This window comes from Bartonella sp. TT119HLJHH (genome assembly GCF_042193385.1).
GTDB lineage: Bacteria > Pseudomonadota > Alphaproteobacteria > Rhizobiales > Rhizobiaceae > Bartonella.
On record NZ_JBHILS010000001.1, the window covers coordinates 112,654 to 127,516 of the forward strand.

General features: G+C 38.7%; 12 protein-coding genes and 1 tRNA gene. 6 read left to right on the forward strand and 7 right to left on the reverse strand.

What is annotated here, in order from left to right; all coding sequences use genetic code 11:
* Positions 1 to 168: 168 nt before the first annotated feature.
* From rpsA to aroA, 3 genes are all read right to left on the reverse strand, one after another.
* On the reverse strand, positions 169 to 1,869 hold the full coding sequence (gene rpsA, locus ACFIJL_RS00355) for a 30S ribosomal protein S1 (protein WP_026500132.1): 1,701 nt from the start codon (positions 1,867 to 1,869) through the stop codon (positions 169 to 171).
* A 131-nt stretch (positions 1,870 to 2,000) separates the two neighbouring features.
* Complete coding sequence (cmk, locus tag ACFIJL_RS00360; protein WP_375621994.1) at positions 2,001 to 2,648, reverse strand: (d)CMP kinase; 648 nt, start codon at positions 2,646 to 2,648, stop codon at positions 2,001 to 2,003.
* Complete coding sequence (gene aroA, locus ACFIJL_RS00365) at positions 2,645 to 3,973, reverse strand: 3-phosphoshikimate 1-carboxyvinyltransferase (RefSeq protein ID WP_375621995.1); 1,329 nt, start codon at positions 3,971 to 3,973, stop codon at positions 2,645 to 2,647. The genes cmk and aroA overlap by 4 nt, the downstream gene beginning before the upstream one ends.
* 187 nt (positions 3,974 to 4,160) lie before the next feature.
* Here aroA and ACFIJL_RS00370 point away from each other — a divergent pair, with 187 nt between their 5' ends.
* The gene (locus ACFIJL_RS00370; protein ID WP_375621996.1) at positions 4,161 to 4,541 is read left to right on the forward strand and encodes a TIGR02300 family protein; all 381 of its coding nucleotides are present in this window, start codon (positions 4,161 to 4,163) and stop codon (positions 4,539 to 4,541) included.
* 116 nt (positions 4,542 to 4,657) lie between these two features.
* Positions 4,658 to 4,733 (forward strand) — tRNA-Ala (locus ACFIJL_RS00375).
* A 1,587-nt stretch (positions 4,734 to 6,320) separates the two neighbouring features.
* On the opposite strand, the gene ACFIJL_RS00380 is transcribed toward ACFIJL_RS00375, so the two are convergent.
* Both ACFIJL_RS00380 and ACFIJL_RS00385 read right to left on the reverse strand, forming a co-directional pair.
* Entirely contained in the window at positions 6,321 to 6,908 is a 588-nt protein-coding gene (locus ACFIJL_RS00380) for a hypothetical protein (RefSeq protein ID WP_375621997.1), read from the reverse strand.
* Between the two features lie 112 nt (positions 6,909 to 7,020).
* Positions 7,021 to 8,202 (reverse strand): DNA recombination protein RmuC, encoded by a 1,182-nt coding sequence (locus ACFIJL_RS00385; protein ID WP_375621998.1) that lies wholly within the window; start codon positions 8,200 to 8,202, stop codon positions 7,021 to 7,023.
* 90 nt (positions 8,203 to 8,292) lie between these two features.
* Between ACFIJL_RS00385 and def the strand changes: the two genes are divergently transcribed.
* The 3 genes from def to truA are packed head-to-tail and all read left to right on the forward strand — an operon-like array spanning position 8,293 to position 10,503.
* Positions 8,293 to 8,829: a peptide deformylase gene (gene def, locus ACFIJL_RS00390; RefSeq protein ID WP_375621999.1), complete on the forward strand. Its 537-nt coding sequence runs from the start codon at positions 8,293 to 8,295 to the stop codon at positions 8,827 to 8,829.
* Positions 8,829 to 9,758: a methionyl-tRNA formyltransferase gene (gene fmt / locus ACFIJL_RS00395; RefSeq protein WP_375622000.1), complete on the forward strand. Its 930-nt coding sequence runs from the start codon at positions 8,829 to 8,831 to the stop codon at positions 9,756 to 9,758. The genes def and fmt overlap by 1 nt, the downstream gene beginning before the upstream one ends.
* Before the next feature lies 1 nt (position 9,759).
* Entirely contained in the window at positions 9,760 to 10,503 is a 744-nt protein-coding gene (truA, locus tag ACFIJL_RS00400) for a tRNA pseudouridine(38-40) synthase TruA (protein ID WP_375622001.1), read from the forward strand.
* Between the two features lie 31 nt (positions 10,504 to 10,534).
* Here truA and ACFIJL_RS00405 read toward each other — a convergent pair whose 3' ends face one another.
* Positions 10,535 to 11,398: an LOG family protein gene (locus ACFIJL_RS00405; RefSeq protein ID WP_375622002.1), complete on the reverse strand. Its 864-nt coding sequence runs from the start codon at positions 11,396 to 11,398 to the stop codon at positions 10,535 to 10,537.
* Positions 11,399 to 11,504: 106 nt separating this feature from the next.
* On the opposite strand from ACFIJL_RS00405, the gene dapD reads away from it, so the two are divergent.
* On the forward strand, positions 11,505 to 12,353 hold the full coding sequence (gene dapD / locus ACFIJL_RS00410) for a 2,3,4,5-tetrahydropyridine-2,6-dicarboxylate N-succinyltransferase (protein WP_375614320.1): 849 nt from the start codon (positions 11,505 to 11,507) through the stop codon (positions 12,351 to 12,353).
* Between the two features lie 578 nt (positions 12,354 to 12,931).
* Here the strand turns inward: dapD and lepA are convergent.
* A complete protein-coding gene (gene lepA / locus ACFIJL_RS00415) occupies positions 12,932 to 14,737 on the reverse strand; it encodes a translation elongation factor 4 (RefSeq protein WP_375622003.1) in 1,806 nt (601 codons plus the stop codon).
* Between the last annotated feature and the right edge of the window lie 126 nt (positions 14,738 to 14,863).

Sequence of the window (14,863 nt, forward strand, 5' to 3'; positions counted from 1 at the left end):
GAATAGTGAACCGTTGTTAGACAAAAAACAAACTTTTTGTTTTTATTTGCAAGCATTTATAATTTTTGTTTCAATAATTTAAAAATAAGCAGACAATTTTTTTAGAAAATAAAAAGGTCACTCCTAATGAGTGACCTTAATAATAACACCAACTTTAATGATTGATGATTAATCTTGTTCTTGTTTTTTCAAAGCTGCACCCAGAATATCACCAAGAGAAGCACCTGAATCTGTAGAACCATATTGTGCAACAGCTTCTTTTTCCTCTGCAATTTCTAAAGCTTTAATCGATACTGAAATTTTACGTGTTTTTTTATCAAATGCTGTGATGCGAGCATCAACCTTTTGCCCAATTGCGAAACGCTCAGGACGTTGCTCATCACGATCACGCGCAAGATCAGCACGCCGAATGGTTGTCTCAAGGTTGTGGTCAATCAATTTCACACCAATGTCATTGTCGTTAACAGCAATCACTTCGCATGTTACAACTGCACCTTTTCGCAATTCGCCGGAAGCAGCGGCTTCTCCAACTTTATCGCTGGAAAGCTGCTTAATTCCAAGAGAAATGCGCTCTTTTTCAATGTCAACATCAAGGACCACAGCTTTAACGATATCGCCTTTATTATAAGTATCAATAACTTGTTCACCAGGACGGTTCCAATCAAGATCAGACAAATGAACCATACCGTCAACATCGCCTTCAAGCCCAATAAACAGACCAAATTCTGTTTTATTTTTAACCTCTCCTTCAATTTGCGAATTGACAGGAAATTTATTGGCAAAAGCTTCCCATGGATTTTCAAATGTTTGTTTTAAGCCAAGAGAAATACGCCGTTTAGAAGGATCAATCTCAAGAACAACCACTTCTACTTCTTGTGATGTAGACAGAATTTTTCCAGGATGAACATTTTTCTTTGTCCAGCTCATTTCAGAAACATGGATCAGCCCTTCGATTCCTGGTTCAATTTCAACAAAACCACCGTAATCAGTAATGTTGGTAACAGCACCCGTAATTTTTTTACCAATCGGATACCGGACACTGATGCTTTCCCAAGGATCACTTTCAAGCTGCTTCATTCCAAGAGAAATACGGTGCGTATCTTGATTAATGCGAATAATCTGAACTTTAATCGTTTGGCCAATTGTGAGCACTTCAGATGGGTGATTAACACGCCGCCATGCCATATCTGTAACGTGCAAGAGACCATCAATCCCACCAAGATCAACAAAGGCACCATAATCTGTAATATTTTTCACCACACCTTCAACGATTTGGTTTTCTTCAAGATTTTGTACGATTTCTGAACGTTGCTCAGCGCGACTTTCTTCTAAAACAGTGCGGCGTGAGACCACAATATTGCCACGACGACGATCCATCTTCAAAATTTCAAAGGACTGTGAATTATGCATGAGGGGTGAAACATCACGAATGGGACGAATATCAACTTGGCTGCGAGGCAAGAAAGCAACGGCACCATCAAGATCGACTGTAAAACCACCTTTTACTTGGCTAAAGATTACCCCATCAACGCGCGCACCAGCATTGAATTTTTCCTCCAAACGGACCCAACTTTCTTCGCGCCGTGCTTTTTCACGCGATAAAACAGCTTCACCCATCGCATTTTCAATGCGTTCAATGTAAACCTCAACTTCATCGCCAACTTGCAAAGAACCATCTTTTGCTTTAGCTCCAAATTCTTTGAGAGGAATACGTCCTTCGACTTTAAGACCAGCATCAATAATGGCCATGTCTTTTTCGATTGCAATAACACGACCTTTAACAACAGATCCTTCATTAAGATCATTAGTTTGAAAAGATTCTGTTAAAAGGGCTTCAAAATCCGCTGTTGTGGGATTGTATTGTGACATAAGAACTCCTAATATATACCTTGTATTATAAGGTATGAGCGCTAGGTTAGTGTTAACATAAGTAACTCCCTAGCCTTTTCCTTGAATAAAGGAAAGAAGTTAGCGCTAGGCTGGAAGTTACCTTAACGAATTTATCCAATTATATGCATTTTTATGATTGGATCAACAAAACTGCATGCAATTTCAAATGTTGCTTCTATACTCAATTCTGACGTATCAAGCAAGTGGGCGTTTTTTGCTGGTTTTAGTGGACTTTGTTTGCGCGTTATATCGCGACTGTCGCGCTGTTCAAGTTGAGCTAGGATTTCATGATAATTTGCTTGAACACCTTTTTTTAAAATCTCTTGGTAGCGGCGTTTGGCGCGTGTTTGAACATTGGCTAGAATATAAAACTTGATATCGGCATCAGGACAAACAATCGTTCCGATATCACGCCCATCAAGCACACAGCCAGGCAAAACTTTAGCAAAGTCGCGTTGTTTTTCGACAAGAACTTTGCGTACAGCAGGGTTAATTGCTATTTTTGAAGCCGCTTCACCAAGTTCATGAGAAGAAAGAAGAGAAGGATTTAAAGTATTAAAATCAAGTTCTTTAGCGTAAATAAGAGCATTATTTTCATCATCAAGAGCTAAATTTTGTTGTAAAAGCGCATGAGCAACTCCACGATAAGTAAGACCAGTATCGAGATGGCGAAGGCGATAATGCGCAGCAATTTTGCGTGCTAAGGTTCCCTTGCCTGAAGCTGCAGGTCCATCAATGGCGATAACAAAAGGCTTCAAACGATTTTTCCCCCAAGTTGTTTTATAAAAGGAATAAATTCTGGAAAGCTCGTAGCGATCATTCGTTTATCATCAATGGTAACAGGTTTTTCTGACACAAGCCCAAAAATGAGAAAACACATAGCAATTCGATGATCAAGATGTGTGCAGACATGTCCACCGCCCAAACCTTTGGTAGAACCGTTCCCATAAACAACAAGAAAATCTTGACCTTCTTCACAGTCTACGCAATTAATTTTTAATCCTTGAGCAACAGCAGACAATCGATCTGATTCTTTTACACGCAATTCTTCAATTCCTAGCATAACTGTTTTACCTTCTGCAAAGGCTGCTGCTACTGCCAAAGCAGGATATTCATCAATCATCGATGGAGCACGTTCTTTGGGCACCGTAACACCTTTAAGAACCGATGATTTTATCCGTAGATCGGCAACATCTTCTCCACCTGTTTGGCGTTGGTTCAAAAATTCAATTTGAGCACCCATTTCCCACAATGTTTCGATAAGTCCTATTCGAGAGTTATTTATCAAAACATTTTCAATGGTGATATCAGAGTCTTCTACAAGAAGGGCTGCGATAATTGGAAAAGCAGAAGAAGAAGGATCCCCCGGAATATGAATCGTTTGCCCAGTAAGATGGGGTTGACCATTAAGATGAATCAAACGCGCACCTTCGTTATCTTTTTCTATTTCAAGTTGCGCACCGAATGCTTTTAACATTTTTTCCGTATGATCTCGTGTCAGAACCGGTTCAATAACAGTTGTAATGCCGGCGGTATTGAGTCCAGCAAGCAGGACTGCTGATTTAATTTGGGAGGAAGCTATTGGAACACGGTAGCGAATCGGATTAGCCATTTTCGGTCCATAAAGTGTTAAAGGAAGATGATCGTCGTGCGTTGCCTCAATTTCAACCCCCATGAGACGCAGAGGATCAAGAATACGCCCCATTGGACGTTTAGAGAGAGATGCATCACCAATAAAGGTTGTTTTCATATGATAGGGGCCAACCATTCCCATAACCAAACGAGCACCTGTTCCAGCGTTTCCAAAGTCTAAAGGTTTTTGTGCAGATAAGAGGCAACCATTCCCTGTTCCTCGTATGATCCAAACGTCATCTTTTTTAATAATACAGGCGCCCATAGCTTGCATAGCAGCAGCTGTATTGAGTACATCAGCGCTTTCAAGTAATCCGTGGATATATGTCTCACCACTTGCTAATCCTCCCAATATAAGAGAACGATGGGAGATTGATTTATCTCCTGGTATTTGAATTTTTCCAGAGAGATTACTCGACTTATAGGCCGTTATAGGGATTGCTTTTTGCATGGAAATTCTATTTAATTCTATCTAACTTTTATGAAATTATGCATCCTTTAGCACATGCTTTAAAGGACGTCATGAGAAAATCTATGCGGAGCAATGTATTTATCTTTGACAAAGGCATTATTTTTCGATTAAGCACCATAAAATTCATCTTTTAATGGAATAATAGTTAATCAAAGAGGCACGGCTTATGGCAAAACAAGAACTCGGAACTAAACGTGTTGATCCAGAAACAGGAAAAAAATTTTACGATCTAAATCGCGATCCTATTGTGTCACCTTATACAGGAATTTCTTATCCACGTTCTTATTTTGAGGTTGCGGCAGCTGAAGCAAACAACGAAGAAGAAGTTGATACTGAAGAGCTTGATACAGCACTTGAAAAATCTGCTTTTATGCTTCTTGAAGAAGTTGATGATGATTCTAAAGATGACGATCTTCCTGATTTGGAAGATGGTGATGTAGACCTCGGTGATGACGATGATACATTTTTATCTCATGATGATGACGATGAGGATGATGACGTTACTGATATTCTCGGAGGCGGTGTTTCTAATGATGATGATGCTTAAGAAAAATAACAGAAAGTATCTTTTCCATTAAATACAAATTCTTCTTGATCTTCAATTTTTCTCGCTTTAAAAAGTTGGAATTGTATATTGTTCTTTTGGGAAAATTTGTTTTTATAGGGGCTATAGCTCAGCTGGGAGAGCGCTTGCATGGCATGCAAGAGGTCAGCGGTTCGATCCCGCTTAGCTCCACCAAAAGGATCAGTGATCAGCTCTTTTATCAAGAGAATCAGTTATAACGAGAATGTGAATCAATTTAAAAGGTTTATATGCTCTGTAACCATTGTTCCAGTAGCATGTTCCTTGCTTTAATGCTACCATTATGCGTTTTTAATCATTTGTTGGATTGTAAAGTTTTACTTTACATAACAATGAAAAGAGATCATTTTTTATGCTTTACACAGAAATAAAAAAGGGGCTGTTTAACTGACACCTTATATTTTAAAGGACAATATTTAAATCCTTCTTCACCACAAAATCATAATCTGTTGATTATCGATATCCTTTTAAAGGTAAGAAGTACCTAAACAGAGATTTGGGAATAGAAGATTAAGATATATTTTCCAATTATTGCGAATCAGGACTCTTGTTGAATATTTTTAGTCTTATCAAATGTCTTACCAATTTTAAAAAATACTCCATTGAATAGCGTTCATCTGCTCAATACTGAAGTATGTTAATTATTAAATAACATATTGATTTATCATGATAAATTATTAATATATTAAATAATAACTCCGAACAGAGTAAACTTCTCTCATCATAAGCCTTCACATACATATTGAATTAATAAACTTTGTTTCCTTACACGTCTCAAACGAGGTTGAAGGTGTAGGAGAAAAGCGGTACCATCATTATATTTTCAATCTCTCATGTTGCAAAAATTTTTATAAGAGGCATTTTTAGTCCTTTCTTGATGTTTTTATCCACATGCCAATTGCACTTTATGTACAAGCCAATGGTTTTTCTTGATTAAACATCAAGAGATTTAAAATGATAGAATCCTAAGCTATTTAAAACTCTTAATTCAATATGAATAAAGAAATATTATTGTTATAAAATAATGATTTGTAGTAAAAAACCGTTTAAGAAAAGAATAAAAATGCTTTTCATAAATATCCTCAAATGCAAGCGCTATCACAACACTGAAGGCTTGTTTGTTACTTCACAGATGCTATAGACAATTCCTGTCTTGAATATTTTTATGTGTAAAGTTGTATATACCTTATCATCCTATAAATGACAGTGTTTTACAACATGGAAAGATAACTTTTTCAATTAAGCTGGACAGGCAAAATGAATGGATATACTTCATACTATTAATCTTTTGGAAGGCTGTACCCCCTTTTATACAAAGCAAAGTTTTTATGAAACGATGCTCTTTCGTTTAATGCATTTTTCGTTTTTTATATTGAATTTTTTACCTCTTTATAATGCTGAAATCGCATTTTTTTGATTGCTATTTTAAACGCTTAATAAAAATAAAAAAGAGATTATCTTTAAAAAATTTCTGTCAACAATCTGTGGTATTTAGCCCAGCGCTAAATGGAAGATTGTTTCCATTGTAAATTCTTTGAACAAAGAGGATAACAATATCGAGAGTGTGCACAAATGTATTGTGTATTGTAAAAATTTTCTGTCGCTTGAGTTTACTCTATTCAATAACAATTTATTTTATTCGAAAACCGGAAAAACAAGACAGCCTTATCGCACCATAAGAAATTTTGCGCTCAAATGATTTTACCACATCAATTCCCTAATTGATATTTTCAAAAATCTTCCCTAACGCCACCCACATCTCTTTAATTGCCGTTCATAGAGCTTCGATATTCTCGCCATGCGCTGTGCTGCCTGTGACAGTGCAACAGTGACACGCCCCCCACTACGCGCATAAGCACTATGCCCCATATGATAATTTAAATAAAGGCTATATGCATCATCAAATCTCACACCATTGCGTTGAACACTTTGGCGATGGTACCAAGCAATAAAATCAGCAGAATCTGCAAAATTCGTACGCCATGCAAAAGATTTGCCTGTAGAGCGAAGATACATTGCCCATGTACTGTCAAGCGCTTGAGAATAACCATAGGCTGTTGATCGACGCTTCCATGGAATAAAACCAAGTAGTTTTTTGCGTGGAGGACGTGCATTGTGACGAAAGCTCGATTCCATCTTAATGGTTGCAAGAATAATAGGCATAGGAATCCCATAACGCATTTCTGCTCTTTGAGACGCCCTTCCCCAATTATCAAAAAAACCATTTTTTTGTGCTAAAATAGCACAAGCATTATTTGTGTGGGTGGGAGTGGTTGTTGCACAGCCCTCTAGCAGAAACACCAATGCCCCTAAAAACAAAAGGTGTCGCATATTCTCTATTCCTCTCGTTTAAGAAATAAAACAAGATAGAGATACTAAAAAATGATTACCAATCAATAAAGAGCGTGATCTAACTTGTGATATTTAAGAAGATTGTTTTGCGTTATTCCTCATCAACCAAACGCAATGTTTGTGACTGAGCGGATGTTGTCATTTTTGTTGGCTCAGAGTAATTTTCTTTTAATTCGAAAGTTTCAATGCGATTTGCCCGTTTCATAATTTTGGAAGACGATATCAAAATACCCTCTATATCTTCACCTGCTTTGTAAAAGTGCTTCTGTAATGCACGAACACGCATATCCATTCGTCCAAAATCTTCCATCAATTTTGCTACTTCTGATTGAATTAAATGCGCTTGTTCACGCATCCGCGCATCTTTCATAATGGTTTGTACCACTTGGACAGAGAGCATCAACAAAGACGGTGAAACAATAATTATATGGGATCTATTGGCTTTTTGTACCAATGGCTCAAAATCTTCATAAATTGTTGCAAAAATCGATTCCGATGGCACAAAAAGAAAAGCCGTGTCATGGGTTTCTCCAGGAATCAAATATTTTTGTGCAATATCACGGATATGAACTTCCAGATCGGTACGAAATTGGCGTTCTGCCTCTTGACGCTCTTGCGTTGATGCGGCTTTACGCATAGCATTCCAAGCTTCCAGAGGGAATTTAGCATCAACAACAAGAGAAGGTGCTTTATTGGGCATATGAATCAGACAATCTGGGCGCTTTCCGTTGGAAAGAACAGCCTGAAAAGCATAGGCATTTGCTGGTAAGGCATCAGCAATAATTGCTTCCATCCGCCCTTGACCGAAAGTACCACGCGTCTGCTTATTGCTTAAAATGGACTGCAACTGAACAACTTGTCCCGTAAGCGATTGAATATTATTTTGTGCCGCATCAATCACTGCTAAACGCTCTTGCAAACGATTCAAATTTTCATAAGTGGATTTAGTTTGTACCTGAAGTGTTTGACCTAAGCTTGTTGTCATTCCATTGAGTTGCTCACTGAGTGATTTATTCAGTTCAGCTTGCCGTTGACCAAAAATTTCCGCCATCGTTTGCATTCGCCCTTGCATTTCAGCTTGTGTCTTCAGCAAAGTAGCCATCTGCATTTGTGCCTCACGCGCACGTTCAGCAATTTCTTTTTCTAAAAATGCTTTTTTTCTATGAAAATGTATCAGCATAAAAAATGCCAAACAGACAAGTGTAAATAAAAGTAAAACGATTAATTTAGAAAAAAACTCACCAGCGAATATAGAAAAAAACGAATCAAACATAAAGAGTAATATAACGCTCTTATGATAAAAAAATGCAAGAATCCGTTATTCAATATTGACCAATAAAAAACCATTGATTAATCTCTACTTATGCCAATGAGATCTTTAGTTACTTTACCTGATCCGATTTTACGGGAAGTGTCCAAACCCGTTGAGCGGGTTGATTCAGCTCTCCAAAAACTTGCGGATGATATGTTGGAGACCATGTATAATGCTAAGGGCGTTGGTCTTGCGGCTATTCAAATTGGTATACCACTACGTATGTTGGTTATAGATGTCTCTGGAAATTCTGAAGATGAGCAGAAAAAACCGCTTGTTATTATCAACCCTGAGATTTTATGGCTTTCAGATGAGCGCAATATTTATAAAGAAGGTTGTCTTTCTATTCCTGACTATTTTGCAGAAGTGGAACGTCCTAAACGCCTTTGTGTTCGCTATCAAGATCGTGAAGGAAAGCAGATAGAAATTGAAGCAGATGATCTCTTGGCGACTTGCTTGCAGCATGAAATTGATCATTTAGATGGGCGCCTTTTTATTGATTACATTTCAAAGATCAAACGCGATATGGTGATACGAAAATTTAAAAAACGCGCAAAAGAAAAAAACATGCAGGAAGCAGTTTTGTAATGGCATTACGGTTAAGTTTTATGGGAACACCAGATTTTTCTGTTCCCATTTTGCATGCTTTATTGGATGCTGGTCATGATGTTGTTGCTGTTTATAGTCAACCTCCTCGTCCAGCAGGACGTCGGGGGCTGAAATTAATCCCCTCAGCTGTTCACACCGCAGCAGAAGAAAAATCTATTCCTATCTTTACGCCTCAAACACTTAAAACAGCCGAACAACAAGAGAAATTTGCAGCACTTTCTGTTGATGCTGCTATTGTGGTGGCTTATGGACTCCTTTTACCTAAAGCTATTCTCGAAGCACCGCGTTTTGGTTGTTTTAATGCCCACGCTTCACTCTTACCACGTTGGCGTGGTGCTGCGCCTATTCAACGAGCAATTATGGCTGGTGATAAAGAAACAGGTATCATGATCATGAAAATGGATGAAGGACTTGATACGGGGCCTATCGCTCTTTCTCGCTCCATCCCCATTACTGATAACACCACCACTGCTGAGCTTTCAAACAGACTTTCACATATTGGCGCAGAACTTATGGTAGAGACTTTATCAACTCTTGAAAAAGGACAACTTAAACTGACCCCACAATCAGAGGAAGGCATTACCTATGCGGCCAAAATTAGAAAAGAAGAGACCCGCATTGATTGGACAAAACCTGCAGAGTTTATTCATAGGCATATTCGCGCGCTCTCTCCCTCTCCTAGTTGCTGGTGCAATATGAATATCGGTGGACGAGAAGAACGTGTAAAAATTCTTGAAAGTCGCTTAACAACAGGTCCTTCTCTTGAAATTGGACGGATAGAACCAGATTCTTTGATTATCCATTGTGGGCAAGGACGGATAGAAATAACCTCTCTACAAAGATCTGGCGGTAAAATTCTTGAGTGCGCAACATTTTTGCGAGGCGCTCATATTTCTGCTGTTTTTTAAGATGCCACGTTTTAAACTCACTCTTGAATATGATGGTTCAAATTATGCTGGTTGGCAGCGTCAAGCAGAACTTCACACGATACAAGGAGCTCTTGAACAAGCGATTTTTTGCTTCAGTGGACAACAATTAACCATAACAACAGCAGGACGAACGGATGCAGGAGTACATGCTACGGGACAAGTTGCCCATGTTGATTTCATAAAAAACTGGCCCCCTCATACTGTGCGTGACGCGCTCAATGCTCTTTTACGTAAACAGGGAGAAGCGATTTCAATCTTAAACGTACAAAATGTCCCTGATGACTTTGATGCACGATTTTCCGCTGTAAAGCGCCATTATCTTTTTAAAATTCTCAATCGTCGCTCTCCACCAGCTCTAAATGCCAAACGCGTATGGTGGATACCAAAGCTTCTTAATGCTGAAGCCATGCATGAAGCTGCGCAAAAACTTGTCGGACAACATGATTTTACCACTTTCCGTTCAGCACATTGCCAAGCCCAAAGCCCTATTCGCACCCTTGAACGTCTCGATATTCAAAGAGAAGGTGAAGAAATTTTTCTTTATGCACAAGCTCGTTCTTTTCTTCATCATCAAATCCGTTCATTTGCAGGAAGCCTCATGGAAGTGGGTATTGGACGTTGGACAGCTCAAGATCTTGAAGCAGCTCTTCACGCTAAAGATCGTAAACGTTGTGGTGTTGTTGCCCCCCCTTCAGGACTTTATTTAACCAAAGTGGAATATTAATTATCCTTCAAGAGTTAACGCCTCAAAACTGTTAAGGCAGCTTATAAAAAGAACGAATTTCTTCAAACGCTTCTGCTGCTGTATTGACAAATTTCATAAAATTAACATCACTGGGAGAGATCGTACCTTGTGCAGACAAATACTCAAAGTTGATAGCATTGCTCCAAAATTCTTTGCCAAACAATAAAATTGGTACCTGTTTCATACGCTCCGTCTGTATTAAAGTTAACGTTTCAAACAGTTCATCCAGAGTCCCAAATCCTCCAGGAAAAATGGCTAATGCTTTCGCCCGTAATAAAAAATGCATTTTTCGTATCCCCAAATAGTGAAAATTAAAACACAAATGCGGCGAAACATACGAATTAGGCTCTTGCTCATGTGGTAAAATAATATTCAAGCCAATTGTTGGAGCACCAACATCACAAGCACCACGATTTCCCGCCTCCATGATCCCTGGTCCGCCCCCTGTAATAACTACAAATTCACGATATTGTGTCGTAGCAGAATAGAGTGAGCACAAACGTGCAAACTCTCTTGCTTCATCGTAATAATATGACATAGCACGCAAATTTTTCTTTTGTGTTTCATTCTTTGCAGCCCACGCTGCTTGCCCAGGTTCAGGAATACGCGCACCACCAAACAAAACAACTGTTGATTGAATATTATATTCTTTAAGGGTTATTTCCGGCTTTAAAAATTCAAGACTAATACGTTGTGAGCGCAACTCTGGACGCATCATAAACTCTTGATCGATATAGGCTAAACGATAAGTAGACGAACGCACCTGTACTGAATTAGAGACTTTATGGATTTGTTGTAGCGTATCCTTCGCATGGAGAAGTGGTGTCCAGTTTTCTTGCTCCCTTTTTCTTTTTTCTTTACAGCCTTTTTTCATGCACCCGTCCTACTTCCTCATCGTTTTATTGACTGAAAACATTTCTTCGCGTAAGTCATAGAGAATAAATCTTGAAGCTTTCAACTTGTTTAACGGAACTATGTTCATGATCAATCTCACACAACTTGAAATCATTATCGAAAAAGCATTTGATGATCGTGATTCTATTGATACTACCACAAAAGGTGAAATTCGTGAGAGTGTCGAACACGCATTGAATCTTCTCGATAAAGGTGCAATTCGCGTCGCAGAACGACAAAAAAACGGACAATGGCATGTTCATCAATGGTTGAAAAAAGCTGTTTTGCTCTCTTTTCGGCTTAACCCTATGCAAATTATTGCCGGTGGTGTAAATGGAACACATTGGTGGGATAAAGTTCCTTCAAAATTCTCTGGTTGGCAAGAAGCAGATTTTAAAAGTGCTAATTTCCGTTCCGTTCCTGGAGCCATTGTGCGCCATTCTGCTTACATTGCACCAAACGTTATATTGATGCCATCCTTTGTCAATCTTGGTGCTTTTATTGATGAGGGCACAATGGTTGATACATGGACCACCGTTGGTTCTTGTGCACAAATTGGTAAACATGTCCATCTTTCTGGCGGTGTTGGTATTGGAGGTGTTTTAGAACCATTGCAAGCAAATCCAACCATCATTGAAGATCATTGCTTTATCGGTGCGCGCTCTGAAATTGTTGAAGGCTGTATTATCCGTGAAGGTGCTGTTTTGGGAATGGGAGTCTTTATTGGAAAATCAACAAAGATTATTGATCGTACAACAGGTGAAATTTTTATTGGTGAAGTACCAGCCTATTCAGTGGTTGTACCAGGTTCTCTCCCCGGAAAACCTTTACCAAATGGTGAAGCAGGCCCAAACCTTTATTGTGCTGTTATTGTAAAACGCGTTGATCAAAAAACACGAGAAAAAACATCTATTAATGATCTTTTACGTTCTTAGACACAAGATTAATGCATAATAATATTGCTTCGTTTTTTAACTTGAATAATAACCTCGAATACAAGGATTCTCTCATTTTAAATCCTTTCATAGTGAATCAATCACTATCATTTCCTTGCTCGTTACAAACACAGTTGGTGTGTGGGCAAAAAATACTTTAAGAAATAGAGTAAATACCTTTAATGAATTCTCTCAAGTGATAAGGACTGTCATAATATTTTGAGCTGAAAAAGAGTATAATGGGTGCGCTTTGCGCCTTTCTGACGCGTAAAGGCGGTAATGCCAAATGGATTTTATATCATTCACAGTGTATTTTACATTATATTTTGTTACAGTCCCCGTTGTGAAATGGAGTTTGATGTATTGAGAAATGTTTCTTTGAAACAAGTGCACAAATATGCAACACAAACGTATTTTGTTTAAAGCATTCTGTTTTACGTGAGCAACATGACACAATGAAAAACACTATACCCAAAAGTGTGAATATTGCGCAATTTCCATTAAAAAGCACTCTTGAACAACGGAACCAACCGACAAAAGCAAAACACAATCAATGAAGGAAAATACTCCTTTTTTCATTATTTGTTCATTTTGAGCGCTTGAATAAATGCCGATTGTGGAATTTCTACTTTTCCAAATTGGCGCATCCGCTTTTTGCCTTCTTTTTGCTTTTCCAAAAGTTTGCGCTTACGCGTAACATCACCCCCGTAACATTTCGCTGTTACATCTTTACGCAAAGCACGAATCGTTTCGCGCGCTATAACTTTACCACCAATAGCCGCTTGAACTGGAATCTGAAACATATGCTGAGGAATAAGATCTTTCAGTTTTTCGCACATTGAACGCCCGCGCTTTTCTGCAATCGTGCGGTGAACAAGCATCGATAATGCATCAATAGGCTCTCCATTCACCAAAATAGACATTTTAACTAAATCACCTTCTGCATAATCTGTCATTTGATAATCAAAAGAAGCATAACCCTTGGAGATTGATTTTAGCCGATCATAAAAATCAAAAACAACTTCATTCAGTGGTAAATCATACGTTACCATAGCACGGGTTCCAACATAGGATAACCCAACCTGTACCCCGCGCCGCTCTTGGCATAGCTCTAAAATTGACCCAAGATAATTATCAGGAGTCATGATTGTCGCCCGAATCCATGGTTCTTCTATGGAAGAAATTTTAACCACATCAGGCATATCCGCTGGATTATGTAACTCTTTAACAGAACCATCATTCATATTCATGCGATAAACAACTGAAGGTGCTGTCGCAATTAAATCCAAATTAAACTCACGCTCTAATCGCTCTTGAATAATTTCAAGATGCAGAAGTCCTAAAAAGCCACAGCGAAAACCAAACCCCAAAGCCGCAGATGTTTCCATTTCAAAAGAAAAACTCGCATCATTTAAGCGTAATTTGCCCATGGCTGCACGCAAATCATCAAAATCAGCAGCATCAATTGGAAAAAGCCCACAAAAAACAACCGGTTGCGCAGGCTTAAAACCAGGTAAAGCATTTTCACAAGGACGGCGCTCTTCAGTAATCGTATCCCCAACCCGTGTATCTGCTACCTCTTTGATAGAAGCAGTGATAAAACCAATCTCGCCTGGTCCTAACTCATCAACCTGTACCATTTTAGGTGTAAAAACCCCAACGCGCTCAACTGGATATTTTGCACCTGTACCCATCATACGAATGGTTTGGCCTTTTTTTAAAATACCATCTATCACCCGTACCAAAACAATGACACCAAGATATGCATCATACCAGCTATCAACCAGCATTGCTTTCAAGGGATTTGCAACATCGCCTGTACGTGGAGGTGGTAATTGTGCAACAATTGCCTCCAAAACATCAGGAACACCCAAACCTGTTTTTGCTGATATTTCTACTGCTTGAGATGTATCAATGCCTATCACATCTTCAATTTGTTCTTTAACTCGCTCAGGTTCTGCTGCTGGAAGATCAACCTTATTGAGAACAACAACCAACTCATGGGAATTATCAATGGCTTGATAAACATTTGCTAACGTCTGCGCCTCTACACCCTGGCTTGCATCCACCACCAAAAGAGAGCCTTCACAAGCTGCCAGTGAACGCGAAACCTCATAAGCAAAATCCACATGACCAGGTGTATCCATAAGATTTAAAATATAGGTCTCACCATTCTTGGCTTTATAGCGTAAACGTACCGTTTGTGCTTTAATAGTAATTCCACGTTCACGCTCAATATCCATGGAATCGAGTACTTGTTCTTTCATCTCACGTGTATCAAGCCCACCTGTTATTTGAATCAAACGATCAGCTAAAGTGGATTTGCCGTGATCAATATGCGCCACGATGGAAAAATTACGAATATAATTACGATTTACTGTCATATAAGGCGATTTAGCAAAGAATAATACAAAACGCAAAGACCAATTATGCTCTAGCTCCTTACAAAAGAATATAAACCAAAAAAGCTTCTCAAAACACAACTTCTCATAGCCTAAACAATAAGGCTT